Raw genomic sequence first — 22,065 nt, 5'->3', positions numbered from 1 at the left:
CCACGCGTCGTTTCCGACCGGTCGCACGGCCGAAGGCCCGTTTCTGTACGCTCACCGTGCAGGAGCGGGCCTTCGCGTTCCTGGAGGCCGGAGATCGGAGATCGGGGAAAGATGAGCGAGCCGAACCCGTACGCGGACGGGGAGTACAGGTGGGGGCCCGACCAGCCGCCGGGGACCCCTGGTTACGGGTACCCCAACCCCGCGCAGGGATACGGGTATCCACAGCAGCCGCCGACTCTGCCGGGGCAGTTCCCGGCGCCCGCGGGCGGCGGAGCGCCCCTGCTGTCCCTCGGTGACATCACGGTCATGGGTGACTCGATCATCACGCCGGCCGGGACGATGCCGCTCAAGGGCGCGGTGTGGAACGCCACTGACATGTCCCGTACGGAGGAGAAGATTCCGACGGTCGCCATCGTGCTGGCGATCATCTTCTTCCTGCTGTGCCTGCTGGGGCTGCTCTTCCTCCTGATGAAGGAGAAGACGACGACGGGCTTCATCCAGGTGACGGTGACCAGTGGCGGGCGCCACCACTCGACAATGGTTCCGGCGACGGGCCCCGACACCATCCACTGGGTCATGGGTCAGGTCAACGTCGCGCGCTCGCTGAGCATCTGAGGGTTGTCACAGGGGCGCCCCAGGGTCACCCCGGGGTGATCCCCGATGATGTCGTGATCCTTCGGCGACAGGCTTCTCTTCATGAGGAACTCGCGGAAGTACACGGCACGTTGGGCCGTCCTGCCGGCCATCGGGGCCGCGCTCGTCGGGGTCGTCGGGGTCGTCGGTGCCACGGTGCCCGCCGCCGCCGCGCCCGCGGCCCCCGCCCCGGCGGCTGTGGGCCGGCACCACACCCCGCTGGACGGCGCGGCGCTGCGCGCCTCGATCGGCGGGATGCCCGACCGGATCGTGACCGGCGCCCTGGTCCAGGTGAGCGGACGGGACGGGCGCTGGACCGGGACGGCGGGACCTTCCGTCCCGTCCGCGGACGCGCACGTCAGGATCGGCAGCATCACCAAGCTCTTCACCTCGACCATCGCCCTCCAACTCGTCGGCGAGGGGCGGCTGCGCATGGACTCCACCGTGCGCGGGGTACTGCCGGGGGTGCTCCCGGACGCGTACGAGCACGACATCACGCTGGAACAGCTGCTGAGCCACACCAGCGGCATTCCGCAGCCCTCGTGCGTGGTGGAGGGGCCGCCGCGGAAGGTGGTCGCCGACGCGCTGGGGTGCAGCAGGCCGAGCACGCCGGGCGAGAGCGCCCAGTACAACGGCATCAACTACTTCATCACTGGATTGATGATCGAGAAGGTGACCGGCCGCCCGTACGGGCGCGAGCTTCAGGCACGCCTGCTGCGCCCGCTGGGGCTGCGGGACACCTCGCTGCCGGACGCCGACGACCGCTCCATGCCCGCGCCGTTCGCGCGGGCCGCCGTCGCGAGGACCCCCGACGCCACCGAGCTCACGGACATGTCCGAGGCGACGAGCCCCTGGCCGTGGGCGGAGGGCGGCATGATCTCCAACGCTCCCGACCTGCGCCGTTTCCACACCGCGCTGATGCGCGGCCGTCTCCTGGCGCCCGCCCAGCAGAAGGCACTGTTCGAGGTGCCGGCGGTGCCGGGCGCGCGCTGGAGCAAGGGCGGGCTGATGCGCGCGGAGCTGGACAACGGCGTGGTGGTCTGGGGCAAGACCGGTTCGTACGGGGGCTATACGAGCGGTGTCTTCGCCACGCGTGATCTGGACCGGGTGCTCGTCTACTCGATGAACCCGACCGGGCGCGCGCCGGGGACCGGTGAGCGCTCGGAGATGGATCGCGTCATGAGCATCGCCAACGCCGCCTTCTAGACCGGGGCGTGGCCGCCGCCCGGGCCGCCCGGCTGTTCGGCGAGGAGCATGACGCGGCGCAGCATGTCGTTGAGCAGCCGGCGCTCGTCCGGGTCGAGGACGCCGAGCAGCCGGTACTCCTCGTGCCCGAGGACGTCCATCGCACCCAGCCAGGTGGCCCGGCCGGACTCGGTGAGCTCCACGACGACCCGGCGGCGGTCATGGGTGGCCTGGGTGCGGCGGACGAAGCCCCGGCGTTCGAGGGCGTCGAGGCGGCCGGTGACCGAGGCGGGCGCGAGGTCGAGGTCGATGGAGAGCTCGGAGGGAGCGGCGCTGCCGCCACGGCCGGCGAGCTTGTGGAGCGTGTCGAACTCGTGGCGCTCCAGGTCGAAGTCGACGAGCGACTGCTCACGGACCCGGCGCAGATGGACGGAGAGCTTCTTCATCCGGGTGACGGCGCCCTCGACCTCGGGGTCGAGGTCGGGCAGGACCGGCTTCCAGCGCGCCACATGTCCGTCGGTCCAGTCCCTCGGGCCGCCTTCGGTGTCCATGGGACCGATGGTACGTCGGCGGGCGGGGCGGAGGGCATGACACTGACCCGTCCGGGAGGGCCCCGCGACCCTCCAGTACTTCGGCACCGAATACTTCATTGACGAAATATTCGGAGACGAAATACTTTTCTCCCCATGTCACACCCCCTCCGCTCCCGCCGGTTCCAGCTGCTCTTCGCCGGCCGCTCGCTCTCGCTGCTCGGCGACGCCGTCGTCCCCGCCGCGCTCGCCCTCGCCGTCCACCGGGCCACCGGTTCGACGTCCGCGCTCGCGCTCGTCCTCGCCTGCGCGATGGTCCCCAAGCTGCTCCTCCTGCCTCTCGGCGGGGTGGTGGGCGACCGGTTCAACGCCCGCACGATCGCGCTCACCACCGATCTCGTACGGTGCGCGAGTCAACTCCTGGTCGCCGCGCAGCTACTCGGGGGCGGCCCGACGCTCTGGGTGATCGCGACGGCCGAGGCGGTCGGCGGCGCGGCGGGAGCGTTCGCGATGCCGACCGCCTCCCCGCTGGTCAAGGGCGTCGTGGCCGACGACGGGCTGCAACGCGCCCATGCCGCGATGGGCGTCGCCACCAGTGCGAGCCGACTCGGCGGCCCGGCGCTCGCCGGTCTGCTGGTGTTCACCGCGGGCCCCGGCTGGGCCTTCGTCCTGGACGCGCTGAGCTTCGCCGTCTCCGCCGCGCTGCTCGCCGTCCTGCGGGTCGAACACGTACCGATCCCCCGGCGCTCGCTCCTCGCCGATCTCAAGGAGGGCTGGCGGGAGGTCCGCGACCGCGACTGGTACTGGACGAGCCTGATCGGCCACGCAGCGTGGAACGGCGCCGCTGCCGTGCTGATGACCCTCGGCCCGGCCATCGCCCTGGCCCGGCTCGGCGGCGAGGGCGCCTGGGTGGCCCTCCTCCAGACCGGCGCGGTCGGCCTGCTCGCCGGCTCTCTCCTCGCGAGCCGGTTGCGCCCGAAGCGACCGGTCCTCATGGCCAACCTCGGCCTCGCGCTGTACGCCCTGCCCCTCCTCCTGCTGGCCGCGTCCGCCCCCGCGCCGCTGACCATCGCGTCGTACGGCGTCGCCCAGGCCGGCCTCGGCTTCCTCTCCCCCGTCTGGGAGACCGCCGTCCAGCAGGCCGTCCCGGCACACGCCCTGGCCCGTGTGACTTCCTACGACTGGCTGCTGTCCCTCGCCGCCATGCCTCTCGGATACGCCCTCGGCCCGGCCGCAGCTGCCGCCTGGGGCGCCGAAGTGCCCCTGACGGCGGCCGCCGTGCTCGTGGCCGGCTGCTGCCTGGCGACGGCGCTCGTCCCGGGCGTCCGCCGCTTCGGCCGGGGCGGGCGTCCAGTGAAGGCCGCCCCGTGTGAGGACCGTTCAGCGGCGATGTCGTGAGAGAGCGTCACTCCACGGACGACGGAGGCGAGTTCGGGACCGCGCTCCCGCTTTCCCGGCGCCGACCGGCGCGACTTGAACACGTTCAAAGGAGGGTCTACAGTCAACGACGTCAGCCTTTTGAACGCGTTCAAGGGAGGGTGGGGCATGGACCTCACTGTCGTCGCGTATGTCGTCTACCTGCTCATCAGCGTGGCCCTCACCATCTGGGTGGCCCGGACGCTCAGCCGGAACGGAAAGCTCTTCCTCGCCGACGTCCTGCACGGGAACGAGAAGCTGGCGGAGGCCGTGAACCACCTGCTGGTGGTCGGCTTCTACCTGGTCAACTTCGGCTTCGTCGCCCTCTACCTCAACCAGGAAGACACCGTGCGGGACGCCCGGGGACTCTTCGAGGCGCTCTCGGTGAAGCTCGGAGTGGTGCTGCTCGTCCTCGGCGTGATGCACCTCGGCAACGTCTACGTCCTCAACAAGATCCGCCGGCGCGGCGTCATGGAGCGCGAACAGGTCCCGCCGGTGCCGCCGCAGGGCTGGACGGGCCCGACCGGCAAGGGCCCCTGGGCCACACCCGCCACGGGCTCGTGAGACCGCCGTGCCCACGCCCGTACGACGCCTGACCGTGCTGTACGACGCCCAGTGCGCGCTGTGCGTGCACGTGCGCCACTGGCTCCTGCGGCAACGGCAGCTCGTCCCGCTCGATCTGGTCCCGGCCGGATCGCAGGAGGCGCGGCGGCGCTTCCCCGGCCTCGACCACGAGGCCACCCTGGCGGAGGTCACGGTGATCGCAGACGCCGGCCAGATCTACCGCTCCACCTCCGCCTGGATCGTCTGCCTGTGGGCGCTGGCCGAACACCGGCCCAGGGCCCACTGGCTGGCCACCCCCGCCGGAGCGCCCTTCGCCCGCGCCGCGTTCCTCGCCGCCGCGAAGTGGCGGGCGGCGACGGCGCCGGACTGCGGCGACGGGCGGTGCGGAGCCCCCGGCGCGCCCGGTTAGGCTCGGACACCGTGAAGGAAGAGAAGCCCGCCGGGGCGACAGCCACGGAGACGAAGCCCGCCGAGGCCGGGAAGGCCGCGAAGGCCCCCAAGAGCGAGCAGACCCGCACGCTCATCCTCGAAACCGCGCTCCGGCTCTTCAAGGAGCGCGGCTACGACAAGACGACCATGCGGGCCATCGCCCAGGAGGCCGGGGTCTCGGTCGGCAACGCGTACTACTACTTCTCCTCCAAGGAACACCTGGTCCAGGGGTTCTACGACCGGATCGCCGAGGAGCACCAGGCGGCCGTCTCGGGCATCCTCGACAGCGACGAGAAGGACCTCACGGCACGGATCCGCGGGGTCCTCCTCGGCTGGCTGGACATCGCCGAGCCGTACCACGAGTTCGCTGCCCAGTTCTTCAAGAACGCCGCCGACCCGGACAGCCCGCTCAGCCCCTTCTCCCCCGATTCGGAGGGACCGCGCGAGGCCGCGATCGAGGTCCACCGCCGGGTGATCGCCGGGGCCTCCGTGAAGGTCGACCCCGAACTGGCCGAGCCGCTCCCGCAGTTGCTGTGGCTCCAGCAGATGGGTCTGGTGCTCTTCTGGGTGTACGACCGGTCCGAGGGCTGCGCCAACAGCCGTCGCCTGGTCGACCGGCTCGCCCCGGTCACCGCCCGCGCGATCTCCCTCTCCCGCTTCCGGCTGCTGCGTCCCCTCGTCAAGGAGACGCACGAGCTGCTCCGGGATTTCATGCCCACGGCGGCGGGCATGGCGGCGTCCGGGATGCCCAAGCGCTCCGCGGCGAAGAAGGGCTCGGACAAGGACGCCTAGTGTGCGCCGCGAACCGGTCCCGCCGGGGACCGCTCAGATCCAGCTGAGCTCCCACAGCCGCCAGATGCCGGTGCCGTCCGTCAGATACTGCGAGCCGGCGACGTCCGCGCTGCTCAGTACGTAGTCCTTCTTCTGCCACAACGGAACCAGCGGAACGTCCTGGGCGATCTCCCGCTGGAGGGACCTGAAGTCGGCGGCTGTCCGGCCGCGCTCGCTGAACTGCTGCGTCGCGGCGATGAGCTGGTCGACGCGCCGGCTCGAATAGCCGTTGTGGAGGGTGTTGTCGGTGCCGACGAGCGGCGCGGTGAAGCTGTCGGAGTCGGGGAAGTCGGGGAGCCAGCCCACCGTGTAGGCGTCGTACGCCCCGCCCGCGTATCCCTTCTGGAAGTCCTTCCACTCGGCCTCGACGACCTCGACCTCGAAGAGCCCGGTCTCCTCCAGCTGCCGCTTCAGCTCCGCCGCCTCCATCGCGTATGTGACGTCCTTGCGGTGGGCCAGGGTGAACTTCACCGGCGTGCCGACATCGGCGTCCTTGAGCAGCTCCTCGGCCCTCTTCGGGTCCGGCGCCGGATAGGCGTCGAAGAAGGCGGTGCTGTGGCCGATGAACCCCTGCGGGATGAGCGAGTAGAGAGGCGCGACGGTGCCGTGGTACGCGCCCGTCGCGATCTTGGGCCGGTCGACGACGGCGGCGACCGCCTTGCGGACGGCCTTCTGCGACATCACCGACCCCTTCCTCACATTGAAGTTGAGGTTCCGTGTCTCGGCGCTCTCCGCCTCGGTGAGCCGCAGCCCGTCGGCGCTGCGGTCCAGGGTGGCCAGCGCCCGCGGGGGCATCTGCCGGTGCGTGACGTCGACCACGTGGTCCCGCCACGCGCCGGCGAGCTCCTCGGACTCCTTGAAGTACCGGACGATCACCGGCCGCCCGGCCGTGGTGACCGCGCCCCGGTAGCGCGGGTTGGGCTCCAGTCGGGCGCTGACCCCGGGCTTGTACTCCTTGAGGAGATACGGCCCCGAGCCGTCCACGGCCGCGCCCTGGCGCAGCCTGTTGCGCGGGTACTGGGTGCGGTCGACGATCGAACCCGCGCCGGTCGCGACCTTCTGCGGGAACGTCGCGTCCCGGGCGCTGAGGTGGAAGGTGACCGTCCTGCCCTCGGCGACGACGGAGGTGAGCGTCGGGAACAGCGGCTGCGGGCCGACGTCCGTCTTGATGCTCATCATCCGGTCGAAGGAGTACTTGACGTCCTCGGCGGTGATCGGGCGGCCGCCCGCGAAGGCCAGGTCGTCCCGCAGCTCGCAGCGGTACGTCCGGAGTTGCAGCCCGGTGAACTTGCAGCCGCTGGCCGCGTCCGGGACGGGCGTCGTGGAGCCCGGCCTGAAGGTCAGCAGCGACTGGTAGACGTTGCTGTACATCGCCCAGGATCCCGAGTCGTACGCCCCCGCCGGGTCCAGTGACGTCACCTCGTCGGTGGTGCCGACCGTGATCGGGTCCGTCCGCACCCCGTCGGAGGGCAGCAGTTGCCAGCCCCCCGTTCCGGCCGCCAGTAGTACCCCGCACGTGATCACTATCCGAAAACGGACAGACCGCATTTCGCCGTGTTTCCCTTCACGCCACCCCTGCCGCGATGGCGTCACCCAACCACACGGATTTCACAGGGGGAAGAGAAAATCTTCACCTCACGGCCATATGTCTCCGGAAATTCCACGGAGTGCGGACCCGGATCCGGGCGGTACGGGTGCTACGCCCGGCGTGAGGCGAGCTCCACGACGGTGATGTCGGACGGCGCCCCGACCCGCACCGGCGGCCCCCAGGCGCCCGCGCCCCTCGACACGTACAGCTGGGTGTCGCCGTACCGCTCCAGGCCCGCGAGGGTCGGATTGGCCAGGTCGGCGACGAGGTTGCCGGGCCACAGCTGGCCGCCGTGGGTGTGGCCGGACAGCTGGAGGTCGACCCCGTGGCGTACGGCGTCGTGGATGACGACGGGCTGGTGGGCGAGGAGCACGGCGGCGCGCGTCCGGTCCCGGTCACCGAGCGCGCGGGCGAAGTCGGGGCCCTTGCCCTCGCTCTCGCCCGCCACGTCGTCCACGCCCGCGAGGTCGAAGCCGGCGAGCTCGACCCGGTCGTTGCGCAGGGGGCGCAGGCCCAGCTCCCGTACGTGGTCGACCCAGGCGTCCGCGCCGGAGAAGTACTCGTGGTTGCCGGTGACGAAGAACGACCCGTGGCGGGCTCTCAGCCGGGCGAGCGGCTCGGCGGCCGGGCCGAGGTTCTCCACACTGCCGTCGACGAGGTCGCCGACGACGGCGATCAGGTCGGGCTGGGTGGCGTTGATCGTGTCGACGATCCGCTGGGTGTGGGCGCGGCCGAGGATCGGCCCGAGGTGGATGTCGCTGACGACGGCGATGCGGTACCCGTGGGACGCCCGGCCCAGCTTGGCGAGGGGCACGGTGACCCGCTTCACGCGCGGGCCGCGCAGGACGCCGTAGGTGCCGTACGACACGGTCCCGGCGGCGGCGGCCGCGGCCGCGCCCCCGACGACCCGGCCGACGAAAAGGCGGCGGGACAGGGCGGGGCGGGCAGCCTCCTCGGCGGTCGGGCCGTTGTCGGTGCCGGTGCCGGTGCCGGTATCGGCGTCGGCCGGGGCGGCGGTCGCGACGGCGGTGCCGGTGCCGGTGCCGGTATCGGCGTCGGCCGGGGCGGCGGTCGCGACGGCGGTGCCGGACCCACCGGCGGTGTCGGTGGTCGTGGCCGCCGCGGGGGTGTCCGCCGTTCGGGGGACGGGGGCCTCAGCGGTTTCTGGCGCGGGCGAGGTGACGGCGGAGGAGGCGGCCCGCCGCTCCAGCCACCGGCGCAGCAGCGGGCGTACGGCCTCCCCGACCACCAGGGCCAGGACCACGTACAGCAGCAGCGCCAGCCACAGGTACCCCGGCCAGGACACCACTCGCTGGAGCCAGAACGGCGCCCCGACTCGGGCCGATACGGGCGCGGCGACGGCCAGCAGCGGAAGGACGAAAGCGGCCGCCGTCCCCGCGCGCCGCGCCGCGCTCCCGCGTACCGTCACATCACGGACAAGTCGGCGCCAGACATACCAGTGGACCCCGACGAGCAGGGCCACCACCACGACCAGTACGAGCAGAAAGATCAACACGAACCCGACAGCCCCTCACCCGTATCCGCTGTGCCCCGGCCGCCCACGGCCGTCCGACGAAACGCCTGCCGCTAGTCGCGTTCGCGACTCAATGCGCGCACGCCACGCAACCCGATGACCCCCACACCCGTCCCCAGGAGAAAGGACGTGATGGCGAGCAGCAGATGAACCCAGAAGTACCCGGTCGGGTCACCCGCGTCGTCGAAAGCGAGACCGCTTCCGTCGTTCCACAGGTTTTTGATGAAAGTGATCCAAATGAACCAACTCCACACCCCGAAGGCGAGCAGGAACCAGGACACGGGGCGGCTGAGCTTCATGGTTTCAGTATCACCGCCCGGTGGCAGGGCGGTGCGGCGGGGTGGGCGTGCCCACTTCCGACCGGTGGTGTTCGGTTCTGGCATCGCTCCCTGTACGTTCTCGTCCGTGTCTGCCTTGAAAAAGACCGTGCTGACGGTCACCGCTGCTGTGTCTCTTTCGGCTCTTCCGGTTCTCCCCCTCGTCACCGCCGCTCCCGCCCTGGCGAGCCCCGCGGTCGACAAGAAGGACGAGACCAAGAAGGAGGAGAAGCAGCCCCGGCCGCCCGCCGCCATGTCCACCGTCGGCGGGGCGCTGCTCGGCAAGCCGGGCACGCAGGTACAGCTCGGTCCCGGCGCCCCCGTGCTGCCGAAGGAGCTCACCGGCCGGTCCTGGATCGTCGCGGACGCCGAGAGCGGTGAGGTCCTGGCCGCGCACAACGCGCACTGGCGGCTGCCGCCCGCCTCCACCCTGAAGATGCTCTTCGCGGACACGGTCCTGCCCAAGCTCCCCAAGACGCAGACGCACCTGGTGACCAACGCGGAACTGGCCGACCTGGGCGAGGGCTCCAGCCTGGTCGGGATCAAGGAGAAGCTCCCGTACACCGTCCACGACCTGTGGCTCGGTGTCTTCCTGAAGTCCGGCAACGACGCGGTGCACGTCCTGTCCGCCATGAACGGCGGCGTGCTCAAGACCGTCCAGGACATGAACGACCGCGCGGCCGAGCTCCAGGCACTGGACACCCATGCCGTCTCGCCCGACGGTTACGACGCCCCGGGGCAGGTCTCCTCCGCCTACGACCTGACGCTCATCGCGCGCAGCGGACTGCAGAACGCGGACTTCCGGGAGTACTCCTCGACGCCGCGCGCCTCCTTCCCGGGCGAGCTGAAGCCGGGCAAGAAGCGCGAGATGTTCGAGATCCAGAACACGAACCGGCTGCTGACCGGTGACTACGGCATAGCCCCGTACAAGGGCATCGCGGGCGTCAAGAACGGCAACACCACCCACGCGGGCGCCACCTTCACCGGAGTGGCCGAGCGGAACGGCAAAGTCCTGCTCGTGACGGTGATGAACCCGTCGTCGGGGGAGAGGTTCGCGGTCTACAAGGAGACCGCCCGGCTGCTCGACTGGGGCTTCGCGGCGGCCGGCAAGGTGAAGCCGGTCGGCGAGCTGGTCCCGCCGAAGTCCGCGCGGACCGGCACGGGCGCCTCGGCGGGCACCGAGCAGGCCAACCACGGCAAGGGCGGCCCGGCGAAGAACGCCTCCGCGGGAAAGCGCTCCGGCGGCATAGGCACGGCGCTGGGGATAGCGGGAGGCGCGCTGGTTCTCGTGGTCGGCGCGGCGTTCCTGGTCAACCGGAAGTGGCCGCTCCGCCGGGCGCGCTAGCGGTGGACGGTGCGGCGGGGGCGCCCCTGGTCCCGCCGTCGCTCACCTCCCGGCGGGTGTCCCCGCCGTCGCTCACCTCCCGGCGGGTGTCCCCGCCGTCGCTCACCTCCCGGCGGGTGTCCTCGCCGTCGCCCTCGTCCCGGCGGGCGTCCTCGCCGTCGCCCTCCCCCTCACCGTCGCCGTCGTCCCTCTCGTCGCCGCCGGCCTCGTCGTTCTGGCTCCCCGTCGCCGTCCAGGCCGCGCAGAACAGCAGCAGTTTCGCGGTGAAGTTGAGCCACAGCAGCAGCGCGACGGGCACACCGAACGCGCCGTACATCGATTTCGCGGCGACCCACCGCATATAGCCGCCGAGCAGCAGTTTCAGCAGTTCGAAGCCGACGGCGCCTATCACCCCCGCCACCACGAGGCGGCGGCGCGGCGGATGGACGCCCGGCAGCAGCGTCAGCAGATAGAGCAGCAGCAGGAAGTCGGCGAGCGCGCCGACAAGAAGGGCCGCGATCTGCAGCAGCGCCCCGCCCGCGCCGCCGTGGTCGACGCCGAGCCGGTCCGCGCTCCAGCCGACGGCGGTGGAGCCCAGCACGGAGGCGGCGAGCGAACCGAGCGCGGTCGCCCCGAGCCCGAGCAGGACCACCGCGTCCTTGGCCTTGCGCAGGAAGGGATTCCCCTCGTCCTCGTCGTCGGCGTCCCACACCGCGCGCAGGCAGTCCCGCATCGAGCCGACCCAGCCGATGCCGGTGAAGAGCAGGACCGCGCCGGCGACGAGCCCGACGGTTCCCGCATTGGCGACGAGCGCGTTGATGTCCAGCTGGTCGGAGATCCCCGGCACCTGCTCGGAGATCTTCCGCTGGATCTCGTCGAGCTGCTTCTCGCTCAGCAGCGCGGCGCCGAGTGCCGCGCCGACCGTGATCAGCGGGAAGAGCGCGAGGAAGCTGATGAAGGTGATGGCGGCCGCCAGCCGGGTCCAGTGGGCCCGGTCGAGGGTCTCGTACGAGCGCCACGCGTGGGTACGCATGAGCCGCCCGACGACGGGTCCGACGACGGGGAGCCTGATCAGCCAGTCCATGACGTACGCCTACCACGCTCGCCGAAAACCAGGCTTCGCGTGCCCCAGAAACGCAGGCAGGTGGCGAGGGCCATGCCGATGCCGAGCCCGGAGACGGTGTCGGCGCGGCCGGAGGTGAGGCCGAGGCCGTAGTGGGAGACGCCCACGCAGAGCAGCTGGACGAGCGCGCCCGCGACATTGACGGCGAAGAAGACGGCGTATTCGCGCAGGCCCACGCCTCTGCGGCCGTACGTCCCCAGGGCGTTGCCCAGGTAGGCGACGGTGCACCCGCCGAGGAAGGAGAACGCCTTCGCGGCGATCGGGTCCTGGCCGAGCGGGCCGCGGAGCCAGACGAAGAGCGCGAGATCGGCCGCGTACGCGCACAGTCCGGCGGCCGCGAATCCGGCCACCTCCCGCCGGTGCGGCGTCGGGCTCACAGGTCGGCGACCGCCATGCCGTACATCGCGGCCCAGGCCAGACCGATGACGGCCAGCGGCCGGTCGCCCAGGACGACGTCCTCGGGGGCTCCGGCGGTGCCCCGGTCGGCGAAGACCGCGTACCGCAGGACGGCGAGGATGAAGGCGATCATGGAGAGCTGACGCCAGGGCAGCAGCGAACCGTTGGCGGTGCCACCGCTCTCCAGAGCCCACAGGCAGTAGCCGAGGACGGCGACCCCGGCGGCCAACTGCCAGACGAAGCGCAGGTATCCGGTGGTGTACTCGGTGAGCAGCGCGCGGGTCGCGCCCTTGCTGTGCGCCAGCTGCACGGCCTCCGAGTACCGCTTGGCGGCGACCATGAAGAGCGCGCCGAACCCGGTGGTGATCAGGAACCAGCGGGAGAGCGGGATGCCGAGGGCCAGTCCGCCGATCATCGCGCGCATCAGGAAGCCGGTGGTGACGACGGCGAGGTCGACGACCAGGACGTGCTTGAGGCGGACGCAGTAGGCGAGTTGCATGGCGAGGTAGGCGGTGAGCAGCGCGGCCGTCATCGGGTTGCACAGGACGGCGGCGGCGGCCGTCGCCGCGAGGGCGAGGAGTGCCCCGGCGGTGTACGCGACCGGCACGGGGACGACGCCGGCCGCCACGGGCCTGCGGCACTTGACCGGGTGGGCCAGGTCGGCCTTGGCGTCCCGCGCGTCGTTGACGAGGTAGACGGCGGCGGCCGCCGCCGTGAACAGCGTGAAGACGAGCGCCAGTTGACGTGCGGTGGTCCAGGAGACCAGCTCGCCCGCGGCTGCGGGCGCGGCGACGACGAGAACGTTCTTGATCCACTGCCGGGGCCGTGCGGTGCGGACGAGACCGAGGCACAGGACGAGGGCGGCCCGGCAGCGCGACCGGGGCCGCGCCGCCGCACCGCGCGCCGACGCGGGCGCCTCCAGCAGCGCGGTGTTCCGCTCAGGCATGTGGCCACCTCGCCCCGGCGGGGGCCGTCCACCCGGGCGCCCGCGCCACCGCTCCCGCTCCGGCGCCCGTGCCCGTGCCCGCGCCACCGGAACGCAGCCAGCCGCCGCCCAGCGTGGCCAGGGCGCCGCCCAGGAGCGCCCCCGCCGCCACATCCGTCGGATAGTGCACGCCGACGACGAGCCGGGAGAGGCACATCGCGGCCGCCAGCGGCGGGGCGAGACGGCGGCCGGCCGGGCCGAGGGCCGCGAAGACGACCGCGGCTGCGGCCGCCGACGCCGCGTGGGAGCTGGGGAAGGAGTGACGCCCCGCGGTGCGTACGAGGGGCTCGTACGCGGTCGGTTCGGGGCGGGGACGGCGCACCATCCGCTTCACGCCCATGCTCGCCAGATGCGCCGCGCCGATCAGCGCCGTACCGCGCAGCCACGCGCCGCGCCGCTGCCGGTCGGCCGCGGCGCGCGCCAGGCCCACCGTGAGCCACAGCGCCCCGTGTTCACCGCTGAGCGAGAGCGCCCGGGCGGCCGCGGCCACCCCCGGCCGCCGGCCGCAGCCGCGCAGTGCGGCGAGCAGCCGGTGATCGGCGCCCGCACAGTCGACGTACCGCATCCGCCACCCCTTCCGTCCCCGCGCCCGATGCGCGCCATGGGCCAGGGGCGAGGATGGCTCGGGGGCGGGCAGACGGCACGTCAATCTTTCCTGACACTCCTTTAATCACCCATTTCGGCGAGCCCCGTAACAAACCCGGCAAAAAGCTCACACGTGGCTATACGGTCACAACCATGGCTGCCGACACCCCCACCGACGCCGCCCCTGAGGCCGTCTCCGTGACCGGCTGGGGCCGTACCGCCCCCACCGTCGCGCGCGTCGTCCGCCCCCGCACGTACGAGGAGACCGCCGCCGCCGTCCGCGCTTGCGGGGTCGCCGGCGCCCGCGGGGGCATCGCCCGGGGCCTCGGCCGCGCGTACGGTGACGCCGCCCAGAACGCCGGCGGCTCCGTCCTCGACATGACACGCCTCAACCGCGTCCACTCGGTCGACATGAGGAGCGGCACCGTCGTCTGCGACGCCGGAGTGAGCCTGCACCGGCTGATGGAGGTGCTCCTGCCCCTCGGCTGGTTCGTACCGGTGAGTCCGGGGACCCGGTACGTCACGGTCGGCGGTGCGATCGCCGCGGACATCCATGGCAAGAACCACCATGTCTCGGGCTCCTTCGCCCGCCACGTACGCTCCCTGGAACTGCTCACCGCCGACGGCTCGGTCCATACGGTCGTCCCCGGCACCGACCTCTTCGACGCAACGGCGGGCGGCATGGGCCTCACCGGTGTGATCCTCTCGGCCACCGTCCAACTGCACCGTGTCGAGACGTCCTTGATGTCCGTGGACACCGAACGGGCCGACGACCTCGACGACTTGATGGCCCGGCTCACCGCCACGGACCACCGGTACCGCTACTCGGTCGCCTGGATCGATCTGCTGGCGCGCGGCGCCGCACTCGGCCGGTCCGTCCTGACCCGGGGCGAGCATGCACCGTACGACGCGCTCCCTCCGCGTGCCCGGCGCTCCCCCCTCGCCTTCCACCCGGGGCACCTGCCCCCCGCCCCCTCCGTGATCCCGGAGGGACTGCTCGGCAGAACGACCGTCGGCCTCTTCAACGAGCTCTGGTACCGCAAGGCCCCCCGGAAGCGGACCGGCCGGCTCCAACGGCTCTCCACGTTCTTCCACCCCCTGGACGGTGTGCCGCACTGGAACCGCGTCTACGGCCGGTCCGGCTTCGTCCAGTACCAGTTCGTCGTCGGCCACGGCCACGAGGACACCCTGCGCCGGGTCGTCCGGCGGATCGCCCGCCGCGGCTGTCCGTCGTTCCTGGCCGTGCTGAAGCGGTTCGGCGAGGCCGACCCGGGCTGGCTCTCCTTCCCCATGCCGGGCTGGACGCTGGCCCTGGACATCCCGGCCGGCCTGTCGGGGCTCGGCGCCTTCCTCGACGAACTCGACGAGGAGGTCGTCGCCGCGGGCGGCCGGGTCTATCTGGCCAAGGACTCCCGGCTGCGCCCCGAGCTCCTGCGCTCCATGTATCCGCAGCTGCCGCGATTCCGCGAGCTGCGGGCCGAGTTGGACCCGCACTCGGTCTTCACCTCGGACCTCTCCCGCCGCCTCGCCCTCTGAACGATCCCCATGCGGAGATCCCGACGCAGAGATCCCGACGCAGAGATCCCGACGCAGAGATCCCGACGCAGAGATTTCGACGAGGAAACCCCGATCATGAAGGAGACGCCGCTCATGAAGGACGCCTTCGGTGCCCCGCAGTCCCTGCTCGTCCTCGGCGGTACGTCCGAGATCGGCCTCGCCACCGCCCGCCGTCTGATCGCCCGCCGCACCCGCACGGTCCTGCTGGCCGGACGTCCCTGCCCCACCCTGGAGTCCGCCGCGTCCTCGCTGCGCGAGCTCGGCGCGGACGTCCGTACCGTCCCCTTCGACGCGCTCGACACCGCCACGCACGAGGAGCGCCTCACGAAGCTCTTCACCGACGGCGACATCGACATGGTGCTGCTGGCCTTCGGCGTCCTCGGCGACCAGGCCCATGACGAGGCCGACCCGGCCGCCGCCGTCAGGGTCGCCCAGACCAACTACACCGGAGCCGTCTCCGCCGGGCTGATCTGCGCGAAGGCGCTCCAGTCGCAGGGGCACGGCTCCTTGGTGGTCCTTTCGTCGGTCGCCGGGGAGCGGGCCCGCCGCGCCAATTTCATCTACGGGTCCTCGAAGGCCGGCCTGGACGCCTTCTGCCAGGGCCTCGGCGACGCCCTCTACGGCACCGGTGTGCACGTGATGATCGTCAGGCCCGGTTTCGTACGGACGAGGATGACGGCCGGCCTGACGGAGGCGCCCCTGGCCACGACCCCGGAGGCGGTGGCCACGGCGATCGAGCTGGGCCTGCGGCGCCGCTCGGAGACGGTCTGGGTACCGGGGGCGCTACGCGTCGTGATGACGGCGCTGCGGCACCTGCCGAGGCCGCTCTTCCGCCGCCTGCCGGTCTGAGGGCACGGCGGCGGGGTCCACGCGGGCTTACGGGGCGGTGAAGCTGGCCGGCGCGTCGACGGGGGTGCCCTGCGCCGGGACGCCGGTCACGGGCCGGCCACCGCCGAAGTCGTACGACTGGAGCTTGCGCCAGACGCCGTCCGGGCCCTGCTCGTAGAGCGCGAAGGACGTGCAGGACCACTCCGCCGCGAACTCGGACAGCTCCTCGTAGGCCCGGTCCATCGCCTCCTCGGAGATGCCGTGGGCGACCGTCACGTGCGGGTGGTAGGGGAACTGCAGCTCCCGCACCAGCGGCCCGGAGGCGTCACGGATCCGCTTCTGGAGCCACGAGCAGGCCGCCGCGCCCTCGACGACCTGGACGAAGACCACCGGCGACAGCGGACGGAAGGTGCCCGTACCGCTCAGCCGCATCGGGAAGGGGCGGCCGGACGCCGCGACCTCGGCGAGATGCGCCTCGATCGCGGGCAGGTCCGCCGCGTCCGCCTGCGTCGGCGGGAGGAGGGTGACATGCGTGGGGATGCCGTGCGCGGCAGGATCCCCGAAGCTCGCGCGCAGCTCCTGGAGCAGGCTGCCGAAGGGCTCCGGGACCGCGATCGAAACGCCGAGCGTTACGGTCCCCACGTCGTTCTCCTCAGTCATCGGTGACGGGTCACACAGCCGCCAGTGTGGCGCCTGCGCGTCCGGGAGGCCAGGGCCCTTGGGCCCCACTCCGGACTCAGTGCTTCGCGGGCAGGAAGCCCACCTTCTCGTAGGTCTGGGCAAGGGTCTCGGCGGCGACCGCGCGGGCCTTCTCCGCGCCCTTGGCCAGGATGGAGTCCAGCGTCTCCGGGTCGTCCAGGTATTCCTGCGTACGGGTCCGGAAGGGAGTGACGAATTCCACCATGGCGTCGGCGAGGTCCGTCTTCAGCGCACCGTACATCTGGCCCTCGTACTGCTTCTCCAGGTCCGGGACGGTCGTACCGGTGAGGGTGGACAGGATGGTGAGCAGATTGCTGACGCCAGGCTTCTCCACGGGGTCGAAACGGATCACGGTGTCCGTGTCGGTGACCGCGCTCTTGACCTTCTTCGCCGTCGCCTTCGGCTCGTCGAGCAGGTTGATCAGGCCCTTGGGCGTCGACGCCGACTTGCTCATCTTGATCGCCGGGTCCTGGAGATCGAAGATCTTCGCCGTCTCCTTGAGGATGTACGGCGCCGGGACGGTGAACGTCTCGCCGAAGCGGTGGTTGAAGCGCTCGGCGAGGTCGCGGGTCAGCTCGATGTGCTGGCGCTGGTCCTCGCCGACCGGGACCTGATTGGCCTGGTAGAGCAGGATGTCCGCGACCTGGAGGATCGGGTAGGTGAACAGGCCGACGGTGGCGCGCTCGGCACCCTGCTTGGCGGACTTGTCCTTGAACTGCGTCATGCGGCCGGCCTCGCCGAAGCCGGTCAGGCAGTTCATGATCCAGCCGAGCTGGGCGTGTTCGGGGACGTGGCTCTGGACGAAGAGGGTGCAGCGCTCGGGGTCGAGGCCGGCGGCCAGCAGCTGGGCCGCCGCGAGGCGGGTGTTCGCACGCAGGTCGGCGGGGTCCTGGGGAACGGTGATCGCATGTAGGTCCACGACCATGTAGAAGGCGTCGTGGGTCTCCTGCAGGGCGACCCACTGACGCACCGCACCGAGGTAGTTGCCGAGGTGGAACGAGCCTGCGGTGGGCTGGATTCCGGAGAGCACACGAGGACGATCAGAGGCCATGCTCATCATTCTCTCAGGTGTGGGAACCGAACCCGGACTGCCGGTGTATCGAAGGTGTGAGCACGCGGAGGACGCCGCAGCGTCGTCGGCGGGGCCGCGGTGATCGCACGCGTACGCGCCGGGGAGGCGGAGGCTTGCGCCGAGTTGGTGCGTCCCCCACACGGGTGCGGCACTGAGAGCGGCCGTGGCGTGCGGAGCCGGTGCGGACGCGGAGGACGTGGTGCGGCAGGCCTTCTCCGAGGCGTTCTGCTCGCCGGGGCGGTTCCGGGACGGCTCGGCGTTCCGTCCGTGACTGCTGCGGATCATGGTCAATGAGACGAGGAACACATAGGCCGCGCGGCCCTGCGGCAGCGGGCCGTCGCCGGCCGGGAGGCGGATCTGCTCGTGCTCCGAGCCGCTGAGGCCCGTGAGCCCGGTGTGACCCGTGAGGCCTCAGGGGGACACCCATGAGGCCCCACGGAAGAGGCGGCCGGTGATCAGGCGGGCAGGCCCGGGGCCGGGAAGGCGGACATCAGGTCGGCGACCTCGGCGCGGATCCGGGTCAGGGCGTCCTCGTCGCCCGAGCCGGCCGCGGTGACACCCCGGTCGATCCAGTCCGCGACGGTGGCCATGTGCTGGGTGCCGAGTCCGCGCGAGGTGAGGGAGGGGGTGCCGATACGGACGCCGGAGGGGTCGAAGGGCTTCCTCGGGTCGAACGGGACGGTGTTGTAGTTGACGACGATCCCGGCCCGGTCGAGGGCCTTCGCGGCCACCTTGCCCGGGACGTCCTTGGGGGTGAGGTCCATCAGGATCAGGTGGTTGTCGGTGCCGCCGGAGACCAGGTCGAAGCCCCGAACCAGCAGTTCCTCGGCGAGCGCCTTGGCGTTGGCGACGACGGAGTGCGCGTACTCCCGGAAGGAGGGCCGGGACGCCTCGTGGAGGGCGACCGCGATGGCGGCGGTGGTCTGGTTGTGGGGGCCTCCCTGGAGACCCGGGAAGACCGCCTTGTCGATGGCCTTGGCGTGCTCCTCGCGGCACATGAGCATCGCGCCGCGCGGCCCGCGCAGGGTCTTGTGGGTGGTCGTCGAGATCACGTCGGCGTGCGGCACCGGCGAGGGGTGGGCGCCACCGGCGATGAGTCCGGCGATGTGGGCGACATCGGCGACGAGCACCGCGCCCGCCTCCTGGGCGATCTCCGCGAAGGCGGCGAAGTCGATGGTGCGGGGCAGCGCGGTGCCGCCGCAGAAGATGACCTTGGGGCGCTCCTTGAGGGCGAGTTCGCGCACCTCGTCGAAGTCGATGAGCCCGGTGTCCTGGCGTACGCCGTACTGGATGCCCCGGAACCACTTGCCGGTCGCCGAGACGCCCCAGCCGTGGGTGAGGTGGCCGCCCATGGGGAGGGCCATGCCCATCACCGTGTCACCGGGCTCGGCGAAGGCGAGATAGACGGCGAGGTTGGCCGGGGAGCCCGAGTAGGGCTGCACATTGGCGTGGTCGACGCCGAAGAGGGCCTTGGCGCGCGCGATGGCGAGGACCTCGATCTGGTCGATGTTCTGCTGGCCCTCGTAGTAGCGCCGGCCGGCGTAGCCCTCGCTGTACTTGTTCTGCAGGACGGTGCCGGACGCTTCGAGGACGGCGTGCGAGACGTAGTTCTCGCTGGGGATCAGCCTGAGCGTCTCGGCCTGCAGGCGCTCTTCGGCGCCGACGAGCGCGGCGAGCTCGGGGTCTTCCGCGGAGAGGGCGGGGTGGTGCGCGGGAAGGTCGTTCATGGCGTTCCTCCGGGCGATGCGGTGGCTCCCGGGGGGTCTGACGCGGCACACCCACACGGGACGGATCCCAGGGTGCCCAGGCGGGCGGCACCTCGTGCGGTTTGCCGCGCACGGCTTCCCCGGGGTTTCTTCCCCGTACGCCAGTCGCCGTGCGTGTTTCCAGCCTAGCGGGCGAGTCGTCATCAAGGTTTCCTCGTCCAGCATCCGAGCGACGATAGAAAAGGGCACCACTCCCGCACCCAGCCGCAGGACGAACGGAGATCCCGTGTCGAGAACACAAGACGCGATCGCTTCCGCGGAGGCGCACAGCGCACACAACTACCACCCTCTGCCCGTCGTCGTCGCCTCGGCGGACGGCGCCTGGATGACCGATGTCGAAGGGCGCCGCTATCTCGACATGCTCGCCGGATATTCGGCGCTCAACTTCGGACACGGCAACCGCCGGCTCGTCGACGCGGCCAAGGCCCAGCTGGACCGGGTGACCCTCACGTCGCGCGCGTTCCACCACGACCGGTTCGCCGAGTTCTGCGGCAGGCTCGCGGAGCTGTGCGGCATGGAGATGGTGCTGCCGATGAACACCGGGGCGGAGGCGGTGGAGACCGCCGTGAAGACGGCCCGGAAATGGGGGTACCGCGTCAAGGGCGTGCCGGACGGCCAGGCGAAGATCGTCGTCGCGGCGAACAACTTCCACGGGCGGACGACGACGATCGTCAGCTTCTCGACGGACGCCGAGGCGCGGGCGGACTTCGGCCCGTACACGCCGGGCTTCGAGATCGTCCCGTACGGCGACCTGACCGCGCTGGAGACGGCGGTCAGCGCCAACACGGTGGCCGTGCTGCTGGAGCCCATCCAGGGCGAGGCCGGGGTCCTGGTGCCTCCGGCCGGCTATCTGGAGGGGGTCCGTCGCCTCACCCGCGAGCGGAACGTGCTGTTCATCGCCGATGAGATCCAGTCGGGTCTGGGCCGGACCGGGAAGACCTTCGCGTGTGAACACGAGGGCGTGGTCCCGGACATGTATGTGCTCGGCAAGGCGCTGGGCGGCGGTGTGGTGCCGGTGTCGGCGGTGGTGTCGAGCGCCGAGGTGCTCGGGGTGTACCGGCCGGGTGAGCACGGTTCGACCTTCGGCGGGAATCCGCTGGCGTGCGCGGTGGCGCTGGAGGTGATCGCGATGCTGAGGACCGGCGAGTACCAGCAGCGGGCTACCGAGCTCGGTGACCATCTCCACCGTGAGCTGGGCCTGCTGGTGGGCGGCGGTGCGGTGGAGGCCGTGCGGGGCCGCGGACTGTGGGCGGGCGTCGACATCGCCGCGAGCCGGGGCACGGGCCGGGAGATCTCGGAGAAGCTGATGGACCGCGGGGTCCTGGTGAAGGACACCCACGGCTCGACGATCCGGATCGCCCCTCCGCTGGTGATCAGCAAGGAGGACCTGGACTGGGGGCTCGATCAGCTGAGGGCGGTGCTGGAGGGCTGAGGCGGGCGCGGGGCCGGCCCCCCTGCTGGGGGAGCCGGCCCCGTGGGCCGCATGGCAGGGGGCGGCCGGGCGGCGTCAGAGGATGACGTGGGGCAGGAAGCGGGCGTACTCGTCCGTGATCAGCCCCGCCGACTCGCGGATACCGAGCCCCGCCGCCTCGTCCCCGACGACCCACGCGCCGAGTACGACACGGTTGCCGGCGAAGTCGGGCAGCGGGGCCAGCTCCTGGTAGCAGACCGGCTCGTCCCGCACGACGCGGTCCCCCGCCGGGTCGGCGCCCGGCGCGTGGACGGTGACGCCCGCGCCCTCGCGGCCGAGCAGCGGCTTGGCGACGTAACCCGAGGTGACGGCCAGGTCGCGCGGGCCGTCCAGGTGGGCGGCCAGCAGGTTCGGGTGCCCCGGATACAGCTCCCAGAGGACCGCGAGCAGCGCCTTGTTGGAGAGGAGCATCTTCCAGGCCGGCTCGATCCAGCAGGTGGTGCCGGTGCCGCCGCCGTTGTCGAGCGTGTCCAGGACGTGCGGCCCGAACCGGTCCGTGACCAGCCACTCCCACGGATAGAGCTTGAAGCAGCTGCGGATGAAGCGCAGCCGGTCGTCGACGAAGCGTCCGCTGAGCCGGTCCCAGCCGATCTGCTCCATGGACAGCGCCTCGGTGTCGAGTCCGGCCTGCTGGGCGGTCTCGCGCAGATACGCGACCGTCATCAGGTCCTCGCCGAGCTCGTCCCCGTCGGAGTGCGCGAAGTGCACCGGGCCGGGCGGCAGCAGGGCGGACTGGCGCTTCCAGGCGTCGACGAGCCGCTCGTGGAGCGAGTTCCACTGGTCGGCGCCCGGGAAGCGTTCCTCCATCCAGAACCACTGCGGGCCGGCCGCCTCCACGAGCGAGGTGGGCGTGTCGGCGTTGTACTCCAGCATCTTGGCCGGCCCCGTACCGTCGTAGCGCAGGTCGAAACGGCCGTAGAGGGAGGGGAGTTCGTCCCGCCGGTGCCAGGACTCGGCGATGAGCGAGGCGAGCCGGGGGTCGGTGATCCCGAGGTCGGCGAAGCGTTCCCGCTCGACGATATGGGCGGCCGCCGCCAGGCACATGGCGTGCAGTTCCTCGACGACCTCCTCCAGCGCCTCGACCTCGGGCAGGGTGAAGGAGTAGTACGCGCTCTCGTCCCAGTAGGGGCGCAGGGAGCCGTCGGGGTAGCGGGTGAGGGGGTAGACGAGCCCCTGCTCCTCGACGGTCCGCTGCCAGCCGGGGCGGGGTTCGATGGTGTGCCGTTCCATGC

General features: G+C 71.6%; 22 protein-coding genes, 1 pseudogene and 1 riboswitch. Of the genes and pseudogenes, 11 read left to right on the top strand and 12 right to left on the bottom strand.

What is annotated here, in order from left to right; all coding sequences use genetic code 11:
• The first annotated feature begins 111 nt into the window (after positions 1-111).
• Positions 112-615 (top strand): hypothetical protein, encoded by a 504-nt coding sequence (locus ACZ5VC_RS25850; RefSeq protein WP_469122384.1) that lies wholly within the window; start codon positions 112-114, stop codon positions 613-615.
• Positions 616-696: 81 nt separating this feature from the next.
• The gene (locus tag ACZ5VC_RS25845) at positions 697-1,839 is read left to right on the top strand and encodes a serine hydrolase domain-containing protein (protein WP_469122383.1); all 1,143 of its coding nucleotides are present in this window, start codon (positions 697-699) and stop codon (positions 1,837-1,839) included.
• Here the strand turns inward: ACZ5VC_RS25845 and ACZ5VC_RS25840 are convergent.
• The gene (locus tag ACZ5VC_RS25840; protein ID WP_468708149.1) at positions 1,836-2,369 is read right to left on the bottom strand and encodes a MarR family winged helix-turn-helix transcriptional regulator; all 534 of its coding nucleotides are present in this window, start codon (positions 2,367-2,369) and stop codon (positions 1,836-1,838) included. The genes ACZ5VC_RS25845 and ACZ5VC_RS25840 overlap by 4 nt on opposite strands.
• Positions 2,370-2,504: 135 nt before the next feature.
• On the opposite strand from ACZ5VC_RS25840, the gene ACZ5VC_RS25835 reads away from it, so the two are divergent.
• The 4 genes from ACZ5VC_RS25835 to ACZ5VC_RS25820 all read left to right on the top strand — a co-directional run bounded on the left by ACZ5VC_RS25835 (position 2,505) and on the right by ACZ5VC_RS25820 (position 5,549).
• Positions 2,505-3,746, top strand: a complete 1,242-nt coding sequence (locus ACZ5VC_RS25835; RefSeq protein WP_469122382.1) for an MFS transporter — start codon at positions 2,505-2,507, stop codon at positions 3,744-3,746.
• 147 nt (positions 3,747-3,893) lie between these two features.
• Complete coding sequence (locus ACZ5VC_RS25830) at positions 3,894-4,328, top strand: hypothetical protein (RefSeq protein WP_469122381.1); 435 nt, start codon at positions 3,894-3,896, stop codon at positions 4,326-4,328.
• 7 nt (positions 4,329-4,335) lie between these two features.
• On the top strand, positions 4,336-4,737 hold the full coding sequence (locus tag ACZ5VC_RS25825) for a thiol-disulfide oxidoreductase DCC family protein (RefSeq protein WP_469122380.1): 402 nt from the start codon (positions 4,336-4,338) through the stop codon (positions 4,735-4,737).
• A gap of 11 nt (positions 4,738-4,748) precedes the next feature.
• A complete protein-coding gene (locus ACZ5VC_RS25820) occupies positions 4,749-5,549 on the top strand; it encodes a TetR/AcrR family transcriptional regulator (protein ID WP_469122379.1) in 801 nt (266 codons plus the stop codon).
• 33 nt (positions 5,550-5,582) lie between these two features.
• Here the strand turns inward: ACZ5VC_RS25820 and ACZ5VC_RS25815 are convergent, their stop codons facing one another.
• The 3 genes from ACZ5VC_RS25815 to ACZ5VC_RS25805 form a co-directional block, all read right to left on the bottom strand.
• The gene (locus ACZ5VC_RS25815; protein ID WP_469122378.1) at positions 5,583-7,136 is read right to left on the bottom strand and encodes an ABC transporter substrate-binding protein; all 1,554 of its coding nucleotides are present in this window, start codon (positions 7,134-7,136) and stop codon (positions 5,583-5,585) included.
• 149 nt (positions 7,137-7,285) lie between these two features.
• Positions 7,286-8,692, bottom strand: coding sequence for a metallophosphoesterase (locus ACZ5VC_RS25810; RefSeq protein WP_469122377.1), 1,407 nt, complete (start codon positions 8,690-8,692; stop codon positions 7,286-7,288).
• 71 nt (positions 8,693-8,763) lie between these two features.
• Positions 8,764-9,009 (bottom strand): SCO4848 family membrane protein, encoded by a 246-nt coding sequence (locus ACZ5VC_RS25805; protein WP_469122376.1) that lies wholly within the window; start codon positions 9,007-9,009, stop codon positions 8,764-8,766.
• Positions 9,010-9,115: 106 nt separating this feature from the next.
• Between ACZ5VC_RS25805 and ACZ5VC_RS25800 the strand changes: the two genes are divergently transcribed.
• Positions 9,116-10,372, top strand: coding sequence for a D-alanyl-D-alanine carboxypeptidase family protein (locus ACZ5VC_RS25800; protein ID WP_469122375.1), 1,257 nt, complete (start codon positions 9,116-9,118; stop codon positions 10,370-10,372).
• Here ACZ5VC_RS25800 and ACZ5VC_RS25795 read toward each other — a convergent pair.
• The 4 genes from ACZ5VC_RS25795 to ACZ5VC_RS25780 are packed head-to-tail and all read right to left on the bottom strand — an operon-like array spanning position 10,338 to position 13,420.
• Positions 10,338-11,435 carry a YihY/virulence factor BrkB family protein gene (locus ACZ5VC_RS25795; protein WP_469122374.1) on the bottom strand — a complete coding sequence of 366 codons (1,098 nt, stop codon included), beginning with the start codon at positions 11,433-11,435 and terminating at the stop codon, positions 10,338-10,340. The two genes, ACZ5VC_RS25800 and ACZ5VC_RS25795, sit on opposite strands and share 35 nt — an antisense overlap.
• Positions 11,423-11,851 (bottom strand): GtrA family protein, encoded by a 429-nt coding sequence (locus ACZ5VC_RS25790; protein WP_469122373.1) that lies wholly within the window; start codon positions 11,849-11,851, stop codon positions 11,423-11,425. Before ACZ5VC_RS25790 ends, ACZ5VC_RS25795 begins: the two co-directional genes overlap by 13 nt.
• A complete protein-coding gene (locus tag ACZ5VC_RS25785) occupies positions 11,848-12,816 on the bottom strand; it encodes a decaprenyl-phosphate phosphoribosyltransferase (protein WP_469122372.1) in 969 nt (322 codons plus the stop codon). The genes ACZ5VC_RS25790 and ACZ5VC_RS25785 overlap by 4 nt, the downstream gene beginning before the upstream one ends.
• Positions 12,809-13,420, bottom strand: a complete 612-nt coding sequence (locus ACZ5VC_RS25780) for a phosphatase PAP2 family protein (RefSeq protein ID WP_469122371.1) — start codon at positions 13,418-13,420, stop codon at positions 12,809-12,811. The genes ACZ5VC_RS25785 and ACZ5VC_RS25780 overlap by 8 nt, the downstream gene beginning before the upstream one ends.
• A gap of 173 nt (positions 13,421-13,593) precedes the next feature.
• Between ACZ5VC_RS25780 and ACZ5VC_RS25775 the strand changes: the two genes are divergently transcribed.
• Both ACZ5VC_RS25775 and ACZ5VC_RS25770 read left to right on the top strand, forming a co-directional pair.
• Positions 13,594-14,976: an FAD-binding protein gene (locus ACZ5VC_RS25775; protein WP_469122370.1), complete on the top strand. Its 1,383-nt coding sequence runs from the start codon at positions 13,594-13,596 to the stop codon at positions 14,974-14,976.
• 114 nt (positions 14,977-15,090) lie between these two features.
• Positions 15,091-15,846: a decaprenylphospho-beta-D-erythro-pentofuranosid-2-ulose 2-reductase gene (locus tag ACZ5VC_RS25770; RefSeq protein WP_469122441.1), complete on the top strand. Its 756-nt coding sequence runs from the start codon at positions 15,091-15,093 to the stop codon at positions 15,844-15,846.
• A 27-nt stretch (positions 15,847-15,873) separates the two neighbouring features.
• Here ACZ5VC_RS25770 and ACZ5VC_RS25765 read toward each other — a convergent pair whose 3' ends face one another.
• Together ACZ5VC_RS25765 and trpS are read right to left on the bottom strand one after the other, a co-directional pair.
• Positions 15,874-16,467, bottom strand: coding sequence for a 2'-5' RNA ligase family protein (locus tag ACZ5VC_RS25765; RefSeq protein ID WP_469122369.1), 594 nt, complete (start codon positions 16,465-16,467; stop codon positions 15,874-15,876).
• 94 nt (positions 16,468-16,561) lie between these two features.
• Positions 16,562-17,575 carry a tryptophan--tRNA ligase gene (trpS, locus tag ACZ5VC_RS25760; protein ID WP_469122368.1) on the bottom strand — a complete coding sequence of 338 codons (1,014 nt, stop codon included), beginning with the start codon at positions 17,573-17,575 and terminating at the stop codon, positions 16,562-16,564.
• Between the two features lie 99 nt (positions 17,576-17,674).
• Here trpS and ACZ5VC_RS25755 point away from each other — a divergent pair.
• Positions 17,675-17,950: pseudogene (locus ACZ5VC_RS25755) on the top strand (RNA polymerase sigma factor); the annotation flags it as partial.
• Between the two features lie 101 nt (positions 17,951-18,051).
• Here the strand turns inward: ACZ5VC_RS25755 and ACZ5VC_RS25750 are convergent.
• Positions 18,052-19,323 (bottom strand): serine hydroxymethyltransferase, encoded by a 1,272-nt coding sequence (locus ACZ5VC_RS25750; RefSeq protein ID WP_469122367.1) that lies wholly within the window; start codon positions 19,321-19,323, stop codon positions 18,052-18,054.
• A gap of 67 nt (positions 19,324-19,390) precedes the next feature.
• Positions 19,391-19,481: riboswitch (ZMP/ZTP riboswitch) on the bottom strand.
• Between the two features lie 107 nt (positions 19,482-19,588).
• Here ACZ5VC_RS25750 and rocD point away from each other — a divergent pair.
• A complete protein-coding gene (gene rocD / locus ACZ5VC_RS25745; protein WP_469122366.1) occupies positions 19,589-20,794 on the top strand; it encodes an ornithine--oxo-acid transaminase in 1,206 nt (401 codons plus the stop codon).
• A gap of 75 nt (positions 20,795-20,869) precedes the next feature.
• Here rocD and ACZ5VC_RS25740 read toward each other — a convergent pair whose 3' ends face one another.
• Complete coding sequence (locus ACZ5VC_RS25740; RefSeq protein WP_469122365.1) at positions 20,870-22,063, bottom strand: glutathionylspermidine synthase family protein; 1,194 nt, start codon at positions 22,061-22,063, stop codon at positions 20,870-20,872.
• Positions 22,064-22,065: the final 2 nt, after the last annotated feature.

It is taken from the genome of Streptomyces sp. NPDC033174, from assembly GCF_055577795.1.
This window is presented reverse-complemented; position numbering and strand designations above follow the sequence as displayed.